Consider the following 20,684-nt stretch of genomic DNA (forward strand, 5'->3'; position numbering starts at 1 on the left):
CATTCTGAGAGGGGTTATGATTCATGAGCACATTCAAATCCATCTTTTATAATGCCCATCACGCACCGATTGGTGCTTTTGCGAGTTTTACACTGGGTTACAAAGGAGCCAAAGGAGGGCTGGGTCTTGAACTCGGCAAGCCGGCAGACCAGAACATATATATTGGATTACAATCTCGCGATGGCGAAAATTATCAGGCGCTTCCTTTTTATGAAGCTTCCGAGGATGAGAGCAGCCGCTATGATGTAGAGAAGTTGGAGAATGGGGACACGGCGTCGACAAACGCGACCAAAGCTCCACAACCTCTTATTACGGCTTTTCGCGATGAAGATATTACACGTGAATTTACCTCAGGTACGGATACGTGGACTGCTGGAGATCTGACGTTCCGTATCTACTCGCCTGTACGTCCAGTACCTGATCCAACGAATGGGGATCGTGAAGAATTAATGGATGCACTCGTACCTGCCGTATTGGTTGAGATGACGATTGACAATACGGAAGGTCAACAATCCCGCAAAGCCTACTTTGGTTATCAGGGCAATGATCCGTACTCTGCGATGCGTCTGATTGGGGGACCGGAAGGTGGCTCCATCACAGGTGTGGGACAAGGTCGACTTACAGCAATTATGTCTGCAGATGACGGAGTGTGGCCCGCCCGCGGATTTACGCTGGAGAAACTGTTGCAGGAGAAACATCGGGAGAATCTGGCTTTTGGACTTGGCTCAACCGCTGCACTACTGATGGAGGTTCCGGCTGGAGAGAAACGTACGTATCAATTCGCAGTATGTTTCTATCGCGGGGGCATTGTGACGACAGGAATGGACACAACGTATTGGTATACGCGGTACTTCTCCGATATTCAGGCAGCAGGAGAGTATGCACTACAACGCTTTAGTGAGTTGACTGCATCCTGTGGAGAGGTTGAACAGCGCCTTGGATCGGCTGCTTTGACCGAAGATCAATCATTCATGCTTGCTCATTCCATTCACAGCTATTATGCCAGTACTCAACTGCTGGATGCCGATGGTGAGCCACTCTGGGTGGTGAACGAAGGGGAGTATCGGATGATGAACACACTTGATCTGACGGCTGATCAGTTGTACTTCGAGCTTGCCTTGAATCCATGGACGGTTCGTAATGAGCTGGAGTGGTTTGTGAAACGATACAGTTATACGGATCAGGTTCGTTTCCCGGGGGAAGAGAAGTTATATCCGGGCGGAATTACCTTTACCCATGATATGGGTGTTGCCAATGTGTTCTCACGCCCTGGACACTCGGCATATGAGCTGGTTGGCATTGACGACTGTTTCTCACAGATGAGCCACGAGGAGCTGGTGAACTGGCTCTGCTGCGCGACAGTATACATTGAACAGACACAGGATCAAGCTTTTGCGAAAAACATGTTGCCTGTTATCCAAGATTGCTTCGAAAGCATGCTTAATCGTGACCATCCCGACGCTGAGCAGCGTAACGGTCTGATGGGTCTTGATAGTAGCCGTACCCAAGGTGGAGCGGAGATTACAACTTACGACAGCCTGGATGTGTCACTTGGTCAGTCTCGCAATAATATCTATCTGGCGGGTAAATGTTGGGCGGTCTATGTTGCATTGGAGAAGCTGTTCGCAACTGAGAAGTTGGCCGATCTGTCCCATCAAGCTGGGCTTCAAGCGGATCACTGCGCTGCCAGTATTGCTGCACAGTTGACTGATGGCGGCTACATTCCAGCTGTTATTGCAGAAAATAATGATTCTCGAATCATTCCGGCGATTGAAGGTTTGGTGTTCCCGTACTTTACAGGCTGTGAAGCAGCACTGGATGTCAATGGTCGTTTTGGACCTTATCTGAAAGCACTCCAAACTCATCTGAAAACGGTTCTTGTACCGGGAACATGTCTGTTCGAAGATGGAGGCTGGAAACTGTCCTCAACAAGCAATAATTCGTGGCTGAGCAAAATCTATTTGTCACAGTTTATCGCTAGAGAGCTGCTGGGTGTGGAATGGAACGAGACAGGCAAGGCAGCAGACGCGGCTCATGTCAACTGGCTGCTGCATCCGGAGGAATCCTACTGGTGCTGGAGTGACCAGATCCTGTCTGGTGTGGCGGTTGGCAGCAAGTACTATCCGCGTGGTGTAACGTCGATTCTATGGCTACTCGAAGGAAAAGGGAATCACCTTGGGCAGATCTATGCCAGCAAGGAGGCGGTACAATGAGCCAATCCGTCATTCAATCTGCCTTGTCAGGTCCACAGTATGATGCGTGGCTGGGGTATCACTCCGAATTGCCAGAAGCGAATGGACTTGTCCAAAAGACGGCCCCTACATGGAGCAAACTGATACTGGTGGAAGAGAACCATGGAGTGATCACAACAGCTCTGACCGAACTTTCACGGGGACTGGAGAGGTTATATGGCGTGAAACCGTCGGTCAGTCATCTGGCTGATGCTCAGGAAAGTGAACGGGACAATCACGCTTCCGCTCCCGCAATACGAATCGGCACTTGGACAGGGAGCAATTCCGTGGCTGGGTTGTTCAGCGAGACAGAGCGTTCAACTGTACAAGGGGAAGGGTACATCATTCGTGAGAACGAGACCGAAGGTGTACTGGTCATTGGATCAGAGACCCCCCAAGGTGTGCTGTATGGTGCATTCCATCTGCTGCGAGAGCTGACAATGGATCAAGGAAGTGCACATGAGGCGGATGAAGCTGTGAATAAGTGGAGCTTCATTACAGAGCAGCCAACCAATGCGCTACGGATGATTAATCAGTGGGATAACGTGGACGGCAGCATTGAGCGTGGGTACGCAGGAGAATCCATTTTCTATGATAACGGGGAATTCACGCTGGACTTGGGACGCATCCGGGATTACGCACGTTTGCTCGCTTCCACGGGAATCAATGCTATATCGATCAACAACGTCAATGTACACCGCCGTGAGAGTCTGTTTCTGACAGAACGTTATCTTAGTGATGTGGCGAAGGTTGCCGCTGAATTCAGAGCGTATGGCATTCGATTGTTCCTGAGCGCCAACTACGCAAGTCCAATTGAGATTGGTGGTTTGCGTACGGCTGATCCGCTGGATGCGCAGGTACGGGAATGGTGGAACATTCAAACGGCCAAGGTGTACGCAGCGATTCCGGATTTTGGCGGTTACCTGATCAAGGCAGACTCCGAGAATCGTCCGGGACCATTCACGTATAACCGTGATCATGCCGATGGTGCGAACATGCTGGCTGAAGCCCTTCGGCCATTCGGTGGATTGGTCATCTGGCGTTGCTTTGTCTATAACTGCAAGCAGGACTGGCGGGATCGTTCCACTGACCGTGCACGTGCAGCCTATGACCACTTTACGCCGCTGGACGGGCGTTTTGCCGACAATGTCATTTTGCAGATCAAAAACGGGCCGATGGACTTTCAGGTGAGAGAGGCGGTATCCCCGCTGTTCGGTGCCATGGAAAATACAAATCAGGTGATTGAATTTCAGATTACACAGGAGTATACGGGGCAACAACGTCATCTCTGTTATCTGGTTCCCCAGTGGAAAGAAGTATTGGACTTTGACACATACGCCAAAGGCGAAGGTTCAGAGATCAAGCGAATCGCGGACGGTTCTCTGTATAAACGACCATGCAGTGGCTTCGCCGCAGTATCCAATATTGGTGCAGATGCCTGTTGGACAGGACATCCACTCGCGCAGGCGAATCTATATGGATACGGAAGACTTGCGTGGAATCCGGAGCTGACCGCGGAAGAGATTGCCGATGAGTGGGTGAGACTCACATTTGGACATGAAGACGAAGTTGTGCGGCAGGTTACGGGCATGCTTTTGACTTCACTAGATATCTATGAGAATTATACGGCGCCTCTCGGTGTGGGTTGGATGGTTAATCCGGAACATCACTATGGGCCGAATGTAGATGGATACGAGTATTCCAAATGGGGAACGTATCACTTTGCCGATTGTCATGGCATTGGTGTAGATCGAACCGTGAACAGCGGTACAGGATATACTTCACAGTATCACCCTGAGAATGCTGATCGTTATGAGTCCGTTGACACCTGTCCGGATGAGTTGATCTTATTTTTCCATCACGTGCCGTACACCCATGTTCTGCATTCGGGTAAAACGGTCATTCAGCATATTTATGATACACACTTTGAAGGTGTTGCGCAGGCAGAGGCGTTAGCCGAGACATGGAGAGGGCTGGAGGGTAAAATCGACCCGGTCATTTTCAGTAAAGTTGCTTCATTACAGGACAACCAGGCCGAACATGCGAAGGAATGGCGGGACATGATCAATACGTACTTCTATCGCAAGAGCGGCATTGCGGATGAACAAGGTCGAACTATCTATTGATTGGTGATGTGAAGAAAGAAGATACCTTGTTTTCTTTGATGTACAATAGACAGCATGGACATACATGAGGAGGAGAACCGTATGGGACAACATCAACTGCCCGAGACCATGAAAGCTGCTATCATGACAGAGCCAGGACACATTATTATTGAGGAACAACCCGTCCCGCAACCGGAAGCGGATGAGGTGTTAATCCAAGTGATGGCTGTCGGGGTGTGTGGCTCGGATGTGCATTATTTTGAACATGGACGCATTGGCAGATTTGTGGTGGAGAAACCGATCATTCTGGGTCATGAGTGTGCGGGGATCATTGCTGCTGTTGGCTCGAACGTATCACGTCTAAAAACAGGGGATCGGGTTGCTATTGAGCCTGGGGTGACTTGCGGACGTTGCACGGCATGTAAGGAAGGTCGCTATAACCTGTGTCCTGATGTACAATTTCTGGCGACCCCTCCGGTGGATGGAGCATTTGTACAATACATGGTGATGCGTGAAGATATGGTATTCCCAATCCCGGATCATCTGTCTTATGAGGAAGCAGCTATGAACGAGCCATTCTCTGTCGGTATTCACGCTGCACGCCGCAGCAAACTGGCTCCGGGTACAACCCTGGCGATTATGGGCATGGGTCCCGTTGGACTCATGGCCGTGGCAGCTGCCAAATCTTTCGGTGTAGAGAAGATCATAGTAACGGATCTGGAGGAAGTTAGGCTGGAAGCAGCTCGCCGCATGGGTGCCACGCATACCATTAATGTGCGGAATGAAGATGCGCTGGCTGTGATTCGCGAGTTAACAGGTGGCGTGGGTGTAGATACCGCATGGGAAACAGCGGGGAATCCAAAGGCGTTACAATCTGCTCTGTATTCACTTCGACGTGGAGGAAAACTTGCGATTGTGGGCCTGCCTGCACAGGACGAGATCGCACTCAATGTTCCCTTTATTGCGGACAATGAAGTTGATATCTATGGCATATTCCGTTATGCCAATACGTATCCGGCAGGAATTGAATTTCTGAGCTCCGGTCAGCATGACGTGATGTCCCTGATTACAGATCGTTATTCACTCGAAGAGACACAGCAAGCGATGGAGCGTGCATTACACAATAAAAGCGGCAGTCTGAAGGTCATGGTATATCCGAACGGTATGTAAGAACAACCTGGAAGAGTCCTGCGGTATAGGACTCTTTTTTTTTTGCAAAAAAAGTATGGGTCAAGCTCCCATAACATGGTATAATTCATGAAGATTTTAATATATAAATGGATACACACCATATTGGTGAATAAGTACTTAGCGAAAGGAACCGAAGGTTGTGAGAGTACATGAATTTATGATACACGCTGATTTTCATCGGGATGATTTGATGTCGGTATCTTCTCAAGCGTCACGTTTTTCCTCGGATATTATTTTGTCGTATATGGAGTCTGAGCATGAGCATCGTGTAGATGTCAAAAGCCTGCTTGGAATGGCGTTACTACCCATTCGATATGGTAGTGTTGTCAGATTACAGACAAGAGGCAGGGATGAACTGGAGGCTTTAGAGTACATGTTGAATGTACTGGAGAAAGGGACGGCTTGACACCTGATTAGGTGCAAAATCACAGATATCATATTTTTTTTAGCTATTCCTCAAAACCTGCTGGTACTTTGTCCAAAAAAAGAGTATAATAAAATGTAGTTTGATTCTAAAGAAGTACCCATATTAAAGGAGTGTAAATAGATTATGCCAAAAGTTGACATCCATCCAAAGACACAACTCGTAATTTTTTACGATGCAAGTGCTGATTTCAAATTCCTGAGTTCTTCCACGAAGTTCTCTAACGAAACTATGGAATGGGAAGACGGTAACTCTTACCCAGTAATCCGTGTGGACACTAGTTCCGCATCCCACCCATTCTTCACTGGTAAACAAAGAAACGTGGATATCGGTGGCCGTGTTGATAAATTTAACCGTAAATACAACATCACCAAATAAGTTTGTCCATACATTACAAAAAAACCTCGGGATTTGTCCTGAGGTTTTTTTGTGTACATTAAAAATTAATTCAACCAATTATTGCGCTTACAACACATTCGGATGTACACTAGGAAACGAGTACGAACATATTGGAGGAGGAAATAGAGATGAGCAGCATCACACATATGGTAACGTTTACACTTTACGCGGGTAAAGATACACCGGAGGCCGAAGCCTTTTTGAAGGAAAGTTCGGATGCACTGGCTGTCATTCCTGGCGTAGAGCAATTTCAGGTTCTGAAACAGGTAAGTGAGAAGAATGAGTTCGATTACAGCTTCTCGATGGTCTTTGCAGATCAGGCTGCGTATGATGCATACAACAATCACCCGGTTCACCGTCAATATGTAGAAGAGCGTTGGGAAAAGGAAGTCAGTCGCTTCCAGGAAATTGATCTTATTCAACATCATAATTAATAGTCTCCACATATAGTAAAAAAGTTGAACTACCATATACAGCATTGAACAATGCTGTATATATCTCTGAATAACGCGTAATTAATGAACAAAAATAACATATTTCCGAAATCGTTTTCGACTATTTCGACCAAATAAATTCAAGGAGGTTTTCGCTGTTATGCAATTGGATCTCTCAGGAAAAACGGCTCTGGTTACAGGCGCAACCGGACAGCTGGGGAGAGTCATCGCCCGCACGTTGGCAGCCTGTGGCGCCAATCTGGCTCTACATTACATAAATAATGATACCAAGGCTCGGGAGCTTCAGGGTGAGATTGAAGCACTCGGTCGTCAGGCTGTTATTGTACAGGGAGATATTACAAAGCAGGATACAGCATTTCGGATGCGTGATGAGATTCAGTCTGTCCTCGGCGGAGTGGATATCGTTGTTGCCAATGCGGTCATTCAATATGAATGGACAACGGTGTTGGAACAGTCTCCTGAAGATTACTTGAGCCAGTTTGAATCCTGTGTCATGCAGAGTGTGTATCTTGCCAAAGCTTTCATTCCACATATGCAAGATATCAGAGCCGGTCGGTTCATTGGCATCAATACGGAATGTGCGATGCAAAACTTCGCTCATCAATCGGCCTACACCGCTGGTAAGCGTGGAATGGATGGTGTATATCGCGTGCTTGCCAAGGAGGTTGGTGAGTATCAGATTACCGTAAACCAGATTGCACCTGGATGGACAATTAGTGAACGTGATCGTTCCAGTGAGCCTGGACATGATGAGGCATATACGCGTACTGTGCCGCTGAAGCGCAGGGGGGAGGATCAGGAGATCGCCAATGCGGTAGCTTTTCTCGCTTCGGATCTGTCCTCATTTATCACTGGTGCCTATATCCCGGTAAGTGGTGGCAATGTGATGCCTGCTATCTAGTGTCTGATTTGGATTCGGGGAATCACATAAAAATGAATAAACTGAGTTTAACCGTAATCCGTTTGTCATTCGACAAGCGGATTTTTTGGCATTTTGCTAACAATGAAATAACGGTTCAAGGGGCAGGTTTTTGTTTCATATATCCAGACATACATATGAGTTGGTTCGGTTTTCGGAAGATTGGGGTATAAGAATAGGTATATTAACAGAGTGGAAACATAATCAAAATGAGCAATTAAAGGAGACCCATCACTTATGAAAAAAACAGTCGCGGACGTTCTGGTTGAATCCTTATTGAACGCTGGCATCAAACGTATATATGGCATTGTTGGAGACTCCTTGAATGCGGTACTCGACTCCATTCGTCGTTCTGGGAAGATTGAATGGATTCATGTACGTCATGAAGAAGTAGCTGCATTTGCTGCTGGGGCGGACGCTCAGGTCAGTGGAAGTATCGCTGTCTGCGCAGGTAGCAGTGGTCCTGGTAATATGCATCTGATCAATGGTCTGTACGATTGTCACCGCAATCGTGTTCCTGTACTCGCCATCGCTGCACATATCCCAAGTGACGAGATTGGCAGTGAATATTTTCAGGCGACCCATCCGGAGTATCTGTTTCAGGAATGTAGTGATTATTGTGAAGTCATTACAACAGCAAAACAGATGCCGCGTTCTCTGACGATGGCCATTCAGACAGCAGTTGCACGTTCAGGTGTGTCCGTCGTTGTATTGCCGGGCGATGTAGCAGGACTTGAAGCAGCGGATCTGCCTGTGCCTGAGCACGTGTATCATGCGACTAATCCCGTGGTACATCCTTCTGAGCCTGAACTCGTGAAACTGGCGGAGTATCTGAATCAAGGCAAGAAAATTACGTTATTGTGCGGTGCAGGCTGCGCGGGCGCTCGGGAACCCCTTATGCAGCTCTGTGATCGCTTGAAATCCCCGATGGTTATTGCGCTACGAGGCAAGGAATATTTGGAGTATGACAACCCCTATTCCTTGGGTCTTACGGGTCTAATTGGGTATTCATCCGGTTATCATGCCATGATGGACTGTGATGTACTATTGATGCTCGGAACGGATTTCCCATATCGTCAATTCTATCCTGAAGATGCGAAAGTCCTTCAGGTCGACATTCAATCTTCCCATTTGGGTCGGCGCACGAAGCTGGATTACGGCGTATGTGGGGATGTAAAAGCGACCATTGAAACTTTGCTTCCTTATCTGACAGAGGAACACAGTGACAAACATCTGCGTAAAAGTGTGGATCGTTATGTGAAAGTACGCAAAGATCTGGACGAGCTGGCCGTTGGAAAACCGGGTAAAAAGCCCATCCACCCGCAGTACCTGACCAAGGTCATTAGTGATGCCGCAGCTGAAAATGCCATCTTTACCTGTGATGTCGGTACTCCGACAGTATGGGCGGCCCGTTATATCGAGATGTCTCGTAATCGCAGACTGCTCGGTTCATTCAGTCATGGTACGATGGCAAACGCTTTGCCACAGGCAATTGGCGCTCAGGTCGCTGATCCGGGCAGACAAGTCATCTCTTTGTCGGGTGATGGTGGTATTACGATGCTGATGGGTGATCTGTTGACATTGAAACAGCATAATCTGCCGATTAAAATTGTGGTGTTTAATAATGGAGCACTCGGTTTTGTTGAGCTGGAGATGAAAGCTGCCGGATTCCTGGAATCGGGAACAGAGCTTGTCAATCCCAACTTTGCGATGGTTGCTCAAGCCATGGGCATGGAAGGTATTCGGGTTGAGGATCCGGATGAACTGGAAGGAGCTGTGCAGCGTGCGCTTCAGCATGATGGTCCTGTGTTAATTGATGTGGTGGTGAATCGTCAGGAATTGTCCTTACCTCCGAAGATTGATATCAAACAGGCGGAAGGATTCACCTTATGGATGATGAAAGCCGTGCTCAACGGACGCGGTGACGAAATTATTGAATTGGCAAAAACGAATTTGCTGCGTTAAAGTGTTTCAATAAGCGGATATGCACCGTTTGAAGTTGTAGAGATACCGACTTAAAAAATATTGTATATGTAAAAGAGGAGCATGCAACAAGACGTAATAGTTGTGTGCTCCTTCAATAAAAATGCTGAAAATGTGACAGGTGATATAGTATGAATACATATTATATGATTTGTTTTTATGTCGAAAGTCTATTAGAATAGGTAAAGTCAGGAAGGTTTTATGCCATTTTTGACCTACATATTGCATCATTGCATGTAAGTACGTTTCATATCGTATTCATCGATCCAATCACAAGATGACACACACACATGGAGGAGATCAACATGAGTCACGCAGGAAAAGTAGCCATTATTACTGGAGCAGGAAGTGGATTGGGCCAAGCAGCAGCGCTAAAGCTGGCTGAGAAGGGCGCATCCATTGTTGTTGTGGATCTTGTCGAAGAGACAGGTCTTGAAACCGTTAAGCAGATTGAGAAGCTGGGCAGTAAAGCTATTTTTGTACAAGCAGATGTGAGTAAAGCACCTGAAGTTGAGAATTATGTGAAAAAAGCGATCGAAGAGTTCGGACGAATCGACATGTTCTTTAATAATGCAGGTATTGCAGGTCCTGGTATTAAGCTGATTGAACATACGATTGAGCAGTTTGACCAGATCATTGATATTAACCTGAGAAGTGTATTCTACGGGTTGAAGTATGTAATTACTGAAATGCTCAAAACAGGTGGAGGTTCCATTCTGAACACGGCCTCCACAGCCGGTATTGTTGGTGTACCTGCAGTTGCACCTTACGCAGCAACCAAACATGGCGTGGTCGGCTTGACGCGTACTGCTGCAATTGAATATGGCAAGGACAACATTCGTGTAAATGCGATTGCTCCAGGTACAATTGAGACGCCGATGGTCATTCAGTTCGGTAAAGACAACCCTGAAGTGTTCAAGGCAACTGTTGACAGCATTCCATCCGGACGTCTGGGCAGACCGGAAGAGATCGCGAATTTGGTTTCTTTCCTGCTTGGAGATGAAGCGCCGTATATCAATGGTGCAGTATATCCGATCGATGGTGCAGTTACGGCCCAATAAGAGTTCTGCTTATCGGTAATAGAATAGCCGTTAAAATGGTTAAAGAGAGGCCACTGTATGCATACAGTGCCTCTCTTTTTGGTTTGTTTTTTGTACTACGAATTCATATCAGGCAATGTTGTGTGAAGCAGTGGTTTTTTTACTTTTCGTAGATGCTGAACGATACGAACTTATAACGATGATTATGGCAACAGCAACCCCGACAGCGCCAATCCAGGTAATGGATGACAATGAAACGCTGCTGACCGCGATTCCGCCAATACCTGCGCCGGCAGCCATCGCCAGTTGCATCACCGAACTGTTGAGGCTTAGCATAATGCCTGAGGATTCCGGAGCCATGGTGACCAGGTTATATTGCTGAGTTGGACCTGAGGACCACGCGGCAAAAGACCACAAAATCAGAACAAGGAAGACAGCGAGATGAGAGCTTGCCGTTATATTCAACAGGACCAGACTCACGATATGCAATGTCATGCCTGTGATCAGCGTTCGTTTGACACCCAATCTGTCAGCACTGAATCCTCCAACTTTTGAACCGATCAGACTTGCAATGCCAAATGCGAGTAAAGCTGAACTGAGTAGTGCTTCGCTCATTCCTGAAACGGATACAAGGTAAGGTGAAATATACGTGTAGGCAATGGAATACCCACCTAACCAGAAAAATGTCACCAGCAGTGCCAATACAATTCGTGGCTGTTTGAGCAAAGACAGTTGTTTCTTCAGTGGAACAGGCGCTTCTGCTTTGGAAGGCGGAATGGCGGCCGCGATCACCAGCATGGCGAGAATGCCAAGAACGGCGATACCTGCGAAAACAAGCTTCCAATCCCAAGATGCAGCCACAAGCCTTCCGAGCGGAACGCCAACGATCAAAGAAGCCGTAAATCCAGTGATTACTGTGGCGATTGCGCTAGCTTGTTTGCCCTCAGCCGCTATTTGGGAAGCAACCGTTAATGCCGTGACAACAACAACGCCCGCGCCTAAAGCCATCAACACGCGTGCTGCGACGAACAGTCCATAACCCGGCAACAGATAGGCAAGAACATTAGCCACAACGAATAGACCGAGGAAGTATAGCAACAGCTTGCGACGGTCCCAGCGCGAAGTCAGTGCAATAATGACAGGTGTACCTAGCGCATATACGAGTGAAAAAATCGTAATGAGCTGTCCGGCAGCGATTAAAGAGATATTCATGGTATCTGCAATACGATCCAAAATGCCGGCAATGACATATTCGGACGTTCCTACAAGGAAGCTGACCAAGGCAAGAACATAGATTTTGAGCGTAGAAGACATGGAAACATAACCTCTTTCTGATTATAATTATTATATTTTTAGAAATATAGAAATAAAGACGATAGAACAAGACATGAATGCTCTGAATGCAACCGATCTACGAACGGTGATGTTACAACTTAGATAATGAATAATGGTATAAGCGTAAACTTAGGTGACCTAGTTCTACTAATAAATATTGTACATTGTTTCAATATTTCTAATTATATAGAAATATAACTCAAATTTTTTATTTATTTAGCAGATAGGGAACAAACTTTTGTGCGGTCTCCGTGTTCAGGCTGTAGTAGATATAAGTACCTTTCTTTTGCGATGTAAGCAGGCCGCAATCGGACAGCTGTTTCAGATGATGAGACAGAGTCGATAGGGCAACCGTAACAAGGCGGCTCTCCAGATCGGCGGGACACAGGTTGCTTTCGCTCGATAAAATCTGAATGATTTTGTAGCGTGTTTGCTCGCCCAGTGCTTTATGAATTTTGACGACTTGTTCAATCTCATTCGAGTTTGATTGCATAATGATCTGTCCTTTCGTCTTTATTTCTTATTTCTAGTAATATAGAAATAACAGTAGCATATGTCGTTTGAAAAGTAAACTCTCGGACGAAGATACCATACTTTCTACTGCGTCTGTGTTAACAGCCGAAAGTCTGGAGTAACTTCCCCCGAGAGTTATGTGAGTTGTATATTACCGATCTAGGGAATCAACATAGTCTTTGGCTTCCTTCAACGAAAGACCTCGGGCTTCACGCAGTCGTTTGATCGCCATAATTTTTTTCCCTTGTTGTATAAGTGTGAGCAGTTCCTGATCCAGATCCGTTTGGGCTGGTTGGCTTGTGTGGGAAGGAGATGCTTCCTGCGGCGACAATGTGTAATTGAAGTCAGAGCGGGCGCTGACTGTTGAACCGTTCTCCAGACGCTCCACATCACTTTTCAATTCATTTAATTGGCGTTGCAGACTGGTGACTCTGACCAGTAACACAAGGATCAGAAGCAGCAGAACGATCCATACCAAGGTGTTCATTTCCATGATGTAATGTGCCTCACTTTCAATTATTCATAGCCATTATTTAAGTTGAACCGGGATTTCCTTGACACCACGAACAATCATACCAGGTCTCCATTCGAGTTCATTTACGTCAGCCTGAAGCTGCATATTTGGAAAACGATTCAGAAGTGTGCTGACCGCAATTTCACCTTCCAGACGAGCAAGGGGCGCTCCGAGGCAGAGATGAATGCCTGTGCCAAATGCCAGATGCGAACTCTTCTCGCGGGTAATATCAAAGACATCAGGATCTTTGAACTGCTCCTCATCCCGGTTAGCGGAATCAAGCGCAACGATAACAAGTTCACCTTGAGCAATATGCTGTCCACGGAATTCGATATCTTCCAAAGCCCATCGAGAAGTACTGAACTCCACCGGACCATTGTAGCGCAACATCTCTTCAATGGCGTTGTGAATAAGCTCCGGCTGCTTGATGAGCAGTTCGCGTTGCTCAGGGTGCTCCAACAGAGCAAGTATCCCATTGCCGATGAGATTAACAGTCGTTTCATGGCCCGCGATGACTAACAAGGAGACCACGCTAAGCAGTTCTTGTTCAGTTAACTGCTGCCCGGATTCTTCTGCAATGACGAGCTGGCTGATCAGATCAGTGCCGGGATATTTTCGTACTTTTTCGAACCAGGCCGTAAGGTAATCCGTAAACTCCCTGGCATGCTGCTCAAACAGTTCGGGGCTTTCGGCTGTGGAAGCATCGATTACCGTATTGGACCACATGCGGAATTTGTCACGATCCTCAAGTGGTACTCCCAGAATTTCACTAATGACAATGATGGGCAGCGGGAAGGCAAAGTCATCGATCAGATTCATTTTTTCCTGTGACGGGAGGTTGTCCAGCAGTTCATCAGCAATGTCCTGAATATGGCTACGCATGTCTGCGACCAGTTTGGGTGTGAATGCTTTCTGCACAAGTCCCCGAAGACGTTTATGATCCGGCGGATCGGAGAACAACATATTATTGGAGAAGATGCTTTGATTGTCAGCACCGTAACGTCGGACCATGTCTTTGCTGAAGCGAGGATCTTTCAGGATCTGGACTGCATCCTCGTATCGCGTAATAATCCAGCCGAATTCCCCATGAGGAAACATGACTCTGAAAACAGGCTCCTCGTTTCTAAATTTTTCATATACCGGGTAAGGGTTGCGTGTGAATTCTTTCGTGAAAAACGCTGGCTTTGAGGACTCGTTGGGTTCATTCGGGTTCAAATGCAAAATCTCCTCTCATATTCCTGCATAATACCTGCACCCTCTATATATTCAATACACAAGCTTTTGAAACCTTGTTTTTTCTTCATATGGATGATAGAGCAGGAAAATAGAGGAAGATGGAAGAAGACATGGTAGAGAGAATCGGTTATTATGCTTGGTAAAAATGAAAATGAGGTGAACGCTGACATGTCTTACGCACAACTTCCTTTGCATCACCACCAGATTCCGGCAAGTCGAATGGTTCTTGGCTGTATGCGGTTTGGCGGTGAATGGGATGGTCTTCCCATTACTTCAGATCTTGTTGTGGAAGGGCATCGAGCGGTAGAAGCAGCTATTGAAATCGGCATTAATCACTTTGATTTAGCGGATATTTACACACGTGGTAAGGCAGAGCATGTATTGGGGCGAGTTTTATCCGAAACTCCTGGTTTGCGTGAACAGATCATTATACAGTCGAAATGTGGTATACGTCTTGTGGGTGATGATGAAGGACCGCAGCGTTATGACACCTCAGGTGCACATATCCTAGCGAGTGTGGACGGTATCCTGAAACGGCTCGGTATCGATTACCTGGATATTTTGCTGTTACACCGCCCTGATCCGCTCGCCCATCCGCAAGAGATTGGAGAAGCACTGGCTGAGCTGCATCATTCCGGTAAAGTGCGCCATTTTGGTGTGTCCAATATGGGTTCTGAACAGATTCGCCTTCTTCAGCTTCATAGTAAAGTACCCCTGATTGTGAACCAGTTAGAGATGAGTTTAGACAAAATTGGATTCGTAGAAGCCGGTGTGACGGTAAATCGTCCTCAAGCGAGAGACAACGTGTTTCCCTATGGCACGATGGAATATTGTCAGGCAGAGCATATTCAACTGCAAGCTTGGGGTCCACTTGCTCAAGGGCGATTTACTGGCAGGGTAGTTGAGGGACAGCGGGCGGAGATTGAGCATACGGCTCAATTGGTTGATCGAATGGCTAAGGAGCGTGGGGTGACACCGGAGTCTATTGTACTGGCTTGGTTAATGAAGCATCCAGCAGGGATACAACCTGTCATTGGTTCGATTCGACCAGAACGTATTCTGGCCTGTCGTGATGCAACGAATATTGAGCTTACCCGTTATGAGTGGTACGAGCTGTATTCGGCTTCGTGTGGGCGTAGAATGTAATTAGTTAATTCTGAGAGATTGGTTAGTTACGATCAAAATTCATAGATGTTGGGTGAAATTTGAACATATAAGAAGACACAGGCTGCTAATGGCCTGTGTCTTCTTTGTAATAATCGGCTTCATTTGGTTGAAACACATGATCGAAAGTGTAATGATTCCTAAGTTCATATGGCCTACAATGCGTTTACATGGGTAATAAGCATGCTGATTCGGATCCGAAACCAATGTGTTGGCACGGCTGTAAGGATGTTTACCTTCATATTTGCGCTAGAGGCTATGTCCATGGACTTAGGAAGAGTGCTGATAAGAAGGACGTTTCAACCATTTTTATCGTTTTACGGGGTAGTTGTTCGAGGGCTGTGATAAAATGATAGGAATAAGAACATACGATCTGTTTACGTGAGAGGAGACACCTTGACGATGGAGATGCTTAAACCACCCGCCGAGACATTATATGAGGTTGAATTACGTGCACTGCGAGAGGAAGATCAGGGGAAACGTCCCCCTAACTGGCTGTTATCTCCCGCCTATGTGCGCGATTTTATTATTGGCAGGGATAAGCCTGCGTTATTAAATGGAGAAGAAATCTCGATTACCCGCAAATTCTATGGCAATGACGTGTTAATTGAACGTGCAGTGGTTACTCTGGCAGGCAATCGAGGATTAATGCTCGTGGGAGAACCCGGGACAGCCAAGACCATGCTTAGCGAACTGCTGACCGCAGCGATCTCCGGTACCAGTCTAAACACGATTCAAGGTACAGCAGGCACGACGGAAGACATGATCAAGTATTCCTGGAATTACGCCATGCTGCTTGATAAAGGCCCTTCGGAAGCTGCGCTTGTGCCATCACCGTTATATAACGGCATGAAGAAAGGCATTCTTACCCGTTTTGAAGAGATTACACGTTGTCCCGCGGAAGCGCAGGATAGTCTGATCAGTATTCTCAGTGACAAGGTCATGAGCATTCCGGAACTGGATGGTGGTGTACTGTTTGCCCAGCCAGGATTTAACGTCATTGCTACAGCCAATATTCGGGATAAAGGTGTTAACGAAATGAGTGGTGCATTGAAACGTCGGTTCAATTTTGAAACGATCAAGCCCATTCATAACGTAAAGATGGAAGCCAAAATCATTGAATCCCAGGCAAGAAGCCTGTTATTACATAGTGGAATTGATATTGAAATTAACCCGGATGTGGTTGAATTGCTGGCTACAACATTTATGGAATTGCGCACCGGCATGACACGGGAAGGATACAAGCTTGATACCCCTCAAGCATCCATGAGTACGGCGGAAGCGGTGTCTGTCTATGTTCAGAGTGCGATGACTTCCTATTATTACGATGATAAAGCTATTGCACTGGATCGGTTGGTGCAAAACATGCTGGGGACCATTGCAAAGGAAAACGACAAGGATATGTCCATTCTCAAAACCTATTTCTCCAAGGTCGTAAAAGAGCGTTCCAGAGAAGAGGGAATGTGGAAGGACTATTATGAGGAGAGAAAATGGATCGGTTAAGAGCAGTACTGGACCCTGATGTTGATCAGTTACAATCCTTGTTCGAATCCCAGGTATATAACCTGAGTAATCATACGGTCTATTATCCTATTAGACATCACAGCCCTGCATGTTCGTATCACTTGTTACGATTAATTGGAGAGTACAAGCCGGATATTATTCTGATCGAAGGACCAGAGAGTGGCAATCCGTTAATTCCGGTGCTGAGTGATGAGGCAACCTTACCTCCTGTCAGTCTGTACTATACCTACGAGAGTGAATTGGAGAGAGAAGCCTGCTATTATCCGATGCTTCGGTATTCGCCTGAATATGTAGCTTTGAAAGAAGCAAAACGGTTGGATATTCCGGCGAAGTTTATTGACTTGGACTATCAACACTTCTCCACTCGTGCATCCAAATCCGGCCAGACAGAACAAAAGGAGATCTCCATCCAGGACGAAACCTTGCTTGCGGGGTCTGACTTCATTAACCGGTTGTGTCAAAAAACAAACTGTCGCAGTTTTGATGAATTGTGGGAAAAGGTGTTTGAGATCGGTGGTCTGGAGAAATCCACTCAGGCATTCGTGCAGGATGTATTCACGTATTGTACTTTATCCCGAATGTGCTATTCCACGGAACGATTACAATCTACAGGTGATCTGGCAAGAGAAGCACATATGAGACAACGTATTCAACAAGCGGTGCAGGAACATGACCGTGTGCTTGTCATTACCGGTGGATTTCATACGTATGGACTGTTGATGTCAGAGAAACATGAATCCCAATTGGAACAGCCAGAAATGGATAAACAGCATGCAGACCAACGTTTGGATGGACAAGGTAAACCAGGTACGTCTCAACTTAGTTCGGTTAATCCAGATACGGTTCACCAACAAATGTACCCGATGGTCTATACCTTTGCTGAAGCGGATCGGCTCAATGGATATGCGAGTGGCATGCCTTATGTAAATTATTACGATCAGATCTGGAACCAGCTGCTTCGCAAAAAGAGTACACCATATAATCTAACGGCTCTGGACTTGTTATCCCGGCTGATGCGCCAATTACGGGACGGACACGAGCATGTATCAACCAGTGATGCAATTGAGGCATACAGTATGATTCAAGGTCTTGCCGGGCTTCGGGGTAAAAGGGAAGGCGGCGTCTATGAGTTGATGGATGCAGCACTCTCTTCCTTTGTGAAGGGGGAGCTTACCTTGGCGACCGATAAACCGCTGCAAGAGCTGCAGCAGTTATTGACAGGAGACGTCATTGGAAGTGTGGCTCCCAATTCATTCAGTATTCCCATCGTGGAGGACTTCAAGGCGCGTTGTACAGAGTACAAACTGCAGATTCGTACAACAGGTCAACACAAGAAAGTGCTGGATCTGTATGCGAAACCGGAGCATCGTCAGATAAGCCAATTGATTCAATGCATCACCTATCTGGTTCCGGAATTCGCGAAACGGCAATCGGGGCCGGACTGGATCGCAGAGCGTGACATGAATCTCGTACGTGAAACCTGGGTTTATATGTACTCCTCCCGTATTGAAGCCAGATTGATAGAAAACTCTCTCTATGGCGGAACACTTGCTGGAGCGGCTACGCGCAAAATGGAAGAACAAATGCAAGAAATACCGGATCATCATAGCGGTGAACTTGCCCGACTCATGCTTCAAGCGCTGCTCATGGGACTTCAGGACACAGCGATGAAACTTTATGAACAGGTGCGCTCAGCGCTGAGAATCGACGGGAATTTCCTTTCCTTATGTAACAGTCTACATGTCTTGAACCGAATTCATCAACACCGCAGGCTACTGGGACTATCTGACGAGCAACAACTCCCTGAGCTGGTATCCGAGGCTTACAGGAATGCCGTAGACAAGCTGCTACAGCTCTCCAGAGCCAATCCGGATGAACATGAAGCCATTATTCAGGGATTGAAGCTGTTAGCCATGCTCGCGGAGTCATCGGAGGAGCATTTTCAGGATGAGACATTCCGAATACATCTGAATGAGCTTCTGTCTGATCACCAGCTTCCGGCTCAGCTGGAGGGTGTGTGTGTGGCTATTTCCTCAGGGCTCGGTGACAGGCCCAGAGATGAGATTGTTGATCGTGCTCGCGGGTATATCCATGGTACACCGGATCAGACCCGTCAAACGGCACTTTTTTTACAGGGAGTATTCACTGTAGCACGTGACGCTTTTTTGTATGAAGATCAGCTCTTGTCTGAGTTGAATTATCTGATTGAACAGCTGTCATACGACGACTTCATCAGTATGGTACCGGAATTACGGTTGGCATTCACCTACTTTACACCAATGGAGACGGGCTTGATTGCTGAACGGGTGGCGAGTCTGCATCAGGTTGAGCCAGAGGAAATGTTGAGGCCTGCGGTGGATGAGCAGATGCTGACTCAGTCCAAAGCATGGGACGAAGCGCTTCGAAAGGAGTTTGCTGCATGGAAGCTAATATGAATGAAGCGAATCGGACAACGGAAGGAACCGGAGAAATCAATGAAAGTTCCAATCCGGATGGAAACAACCGAGGGGATCAACATTCTGCTGAAACCTTAAATCGATGGCGTCTGATTCTCGGTGAATCCGCTGAAGAAGGGTTGTGTAATACAGACCAATACACTTCGGCTGAATTTCAATATACGGAAATCGATGAGATTCTGGGGTATCTGTATAACCGTGAATACGGTGAAGAACAAGGTTACCGAAAAGAGGGAGGACGCGGTGCGTCTAATCTGACTGTACCAAAATGGCTGCACAAAGTAAGGGATCTATTCCCCAAACCAACGGTAGAAATATTGGAAAAACAGGCGCTTGATCGTTATAGGCTGACAGAATTGTTAACGGACAAAAAGCTGCTTGAATCCCTTGAACCCAACATGAATCTGCTCAAGAACATTATGCAGTTCAAAGGACGGATGAAAGGTGAGGTGTTAAAGAGCGCCAAGGATATCGTGCGAACCGTGGTTGAAGAGTTACGCAGTAAGCTGGAGTCTCAGACCCGAGCGAGTATCATGGGCAAGCGCAGTCGCTATACCTCAAGTTCAGTACGATCCTTGCGCAATCTGAATTTCAAGCGAACTATCACCAAGAATTTGAAGAATTACGATAAAAACAAGCGCAGGTTTGTGATTGATCGTCTGTATTTCGACGGGAATATACAGCCCCATAACAAGTGGAACATCATCATTGGTGTGGACGAAAGTGGCAGTATGCTGGATTCAGTCATCTACAGTTCGGTGATGGCGAGCATCTTCTATCGATTGAATGCGCTGCGTACGAAATTATTCATATTTGATACGCAGGTTGTTGATCTGAGCGACAGGCTGGAAGACCCCGTAGACGTGCTCATGAATGTACAGCTCGGCGGGGGCACACATATTACGAAAGCGTTGCGTTATGGCGAGACGTTAATCGATAATCCAGGCAAAACCATCTTTATTCTGGTCAGTGATCTGGAGGAAGGGTACCCGATCGCGCAAATGTATAAAGCCTGTAAAGATATTATCGATGCAGGATGCAAGCTACTGGTTCTCACCGCGCTCGATTTTAACGGGGATTCAGTCTATAACAAACATGCCGCACAGACATTAACCAATATGGGGGCACATGTAGCAGCAATTACGCCTAACGAACTCGCGGATTGGATTGGCGAGATCATCACTTAAATTCAAGG

Annotated in this window: 17 protein-coding genes; 13 read left to right on the forward strand and 4 right to left on the reverse strand. The window is 46.7% G+C overall.

Annotated elements, in window-relative coordinates; translation table 11 throughout:
- The first annotated feature begins 23 nt into the window (after window positions 1-23).
- The 9 genes from QF041_RS03180 (at window position 24) to QF041_RS03220 (ending at window position 10,768) form a co-directional block, all read left to right on the forward strand.
- Window positions 24-2,213, forward strand: a complete 2,190-nt coding sequence (locus QF041_RS03180; protein ID WP_307411782.1) for a glycoside hydrolase family 52 protein — start codon at window positions 24-26, stop codon at window positions 2,211-2,213.
- Window positions 2,210-4,357, forward strand: a complete 2,148-nt coding sequence (locus QF041_RS03185; RefSeq protein ID WP_307411785.1) for an alpha-glucuronidase family glycosyl hydrolase — start codon at window positions 2,210-2,212, stop codon at window positions 4,355-4,357. Before QF041_RS03180 ends, QF041_RS03185 begins: the two co-directional genes overlap by 4 nt.
- Window positions 4,358-4,438: 81 nt before the next feature.
- Window positions 4,439-5,506, forward strand: a complete 1,068-nt coding sequence (locus QF041_RS03190) for an NAD(P)-dependent alcohol dehydrogenase (RefSeq protein WP_307411788.1) — start codon at window positions 4,439-4,441, stop codon at window positions 5,504-5,506.
- A gap of 160 nt (window positions 5,507-5,666) precedes the next feature.
- Window positions 5,667-5,933, forward strand: coding sequence for an HPr family phosphocarrier protein (locus QF041_RS03195; RefSeq protein ID WP_026081056.1), 267 nt, complete (start codon window positions 5,667-5,669; stop codon window positions 5,931-5,933).
- Window positions 5,934-6,077: 144 nt separating this feature from the next.
- Window positions 6,078-6,329 carry a type B 50S ribosomal protein L31 gene (locus QF041_RS03200; protein WP_036613829.1) on the forward strand — a complete coding sequence of 84 codons (252 nt, stop codon included), beginning with the start codon at window positions 6,078-6,080 and terminating at the stop codon, window positions 6,327-6,329.
- Between the two features lie 149 nt (window positions 6,330-6,478).
- Window positions 6,479-6,784, forward strand: coding sequence for a Dabb family protein (locus QF041_RS03205; protein ID WP_076317704.1), 306 nt, complete (start codon window positions 6,479-6,481; stop codon window positions 6,782-6,784).
- Window positions 6,785-6,944: 160 nt separating this feature from the next.
- Complete coding sequence (locus QF041_RS03210; protein WP_307411791.1) at window positions 6,945-7,706, forward strand: SDR family NAD(P)-dependent oxidoreductase; 762 nt, start codon at window positions 6,945-6,947, stop codon at window positions 7,704-7,706.
- 255 nt (window positions 7,707-7,961) lie between these two features.
- The gene (poxB, locus tag QF041_RS03215) at window positions 7,962-9,689 is read left to right on the forward strand and encodes a ubiquinone-dependent pyruvate dehydrogenase (RefSeq protein ID WP_307411795.1); all 1,728 of its coding nucleotides are present in this window, start codon (window positions 7,962-7,964) and stop codon (window positions 9,687-9,689) included.
- Between the two features lie 323 nt (window positions 9,690-10,012).
- Window positions 10,013-10,768 (forward strand): SDR family NAD(P)-dependent oxidoreductase, encoded by a 756-nt coding sequence (locus QF041_RS03220; protein WP_307411798.1) that lies wholly within the window; start codon window positions 10,013-10,015, stop codon window positions 10,766-10,768.
- 108 nt (window positions 10,769-10,876) lie between these two features.
- Here QF041_RS03220 and QF041_RS03225 read toward each other — a convergent pair whose 3' ends face one another.
- The 4 genes from QF041_RS03225 to QF041_RS03240 all read right to left on the reverse strand — a co-directional run bounded on the left by QF041_RS03225 (window position 10,877) and on the right by QF041_RS03240 (window position 14,324).
- Window positions 10,877-12,061, reverse strand: coding sequence for an MFS transporter (locus QF041_RS03225; RefSeq protein WP_307411800.1), 1,185 nt, complete (start codon window positions 12,059-12,061; stop codon window positions 10,877-10,879).
- Between the two features lie 229 nt (window positions 12,062-12,290).
- Window positions 12,291-12,575, reverse strand: a complete 285-nt coding sequence (locus tag QF041_RS03230) for an ArsR/SmtB family transcription factor (RefSeq protein WP_176872808.1) — start codon at window positions 12,573-12,575, stop codon at window positions 12,291-12,293.
- A 171-nt stretch (window positions 12,576-12,746) separates the two neighbouring features.
- Window positions 12,747-13,088, reverse strand: coding sequence for a ribosomal protein L7/L12 (locus QF041_RS03235; protein WP_307411803.1), 342 nt, complete (start codon window positions 13,086-13,088; stop codon window positions 12,747-12,749).
- A 36-nt stretch (window positions 13,089-13,124) separates the two neighbouring features.
- Entirely contained in the window at window positions 13,125-14,324 is a 1,200-nt protein-coding gene (locus tag QF041_RS03240; RefSeq protein ID WP_307411806.1) for a cytochrome P450 family protein, read from the reverse strand.
- A gap of 189 nt (window positions 14,325-14,513) precedes the next feature.
- Here QF041_RS03240 and QF041_RS03245 point away from each other — a divergent pair, with 189 nt between their 5' ends.
- From QF041_RS03245 to QF041_RS03260, 4 genes are all read left to right on the forward strand, one after another.
- Window positions 14,514-15,491 carry an aldo/keto reductase gene (locus QF041_RS03245; protein WP_307411809.1) on the forward strand — a complete coding sequence of 326 codons (978 nt, stop codon included), beginning with the start codon at window positions 14,514-14,516 and terminating at the stop codon, window positions 15,489-15,491.
- 420 nt (window positions 15,492-15,911) lie between these two features.
- Window positions 15,912-17,012, forward strand: coding sequence for an ATP-binding protein (locus QF041_RS03250; RefSeq protein WP_249912557.1), 1,101 nt, complete (start codon window positions 15,912-15,914; stop codon window positions 17,010-17,012).
- Window positions 17,000-19,468, forward strand: a complete 2,469-nt coding sequence (locus QF041_RS03255) for a DUF5682 family protein (RefSeq protein ID WP_307411812.1) — start codon at window positions 17,000-17,002, stop codon at window positions 19,466-19,468. The genes QF041_RS03250 and QF041_RS03255 overlap by 13 nt, the downstream gene beginning before the upstream one ends.
- Window positions 19,453-20,676 (forward strand): VWA domain-containing protein, encoded by a 1,224-nt coding sequence (locus QF041_RS03260; RefSeq protein WP_307411815.1) that lies wholly within the window; start codon window positions 19,453-19,455, stop codon window positions 20,674-20,676. Before QF041_RS03255 ends, QF041_RS03260 begins: the two co-directional genes overlap by 16 nt.
- Window positions 20,677-20,684: the final 8 nt, after the last annotated feature.

It is taken from the genome of Paenibacillus sp. W2I17 (assembly GCF_030815985.1).
In the GTDB taxonomy this organism is placed as follows: Bacteria; Bacillota; Bacilli; order Paenibacillales; family Paenibacillaceae; genus Paenibacillus.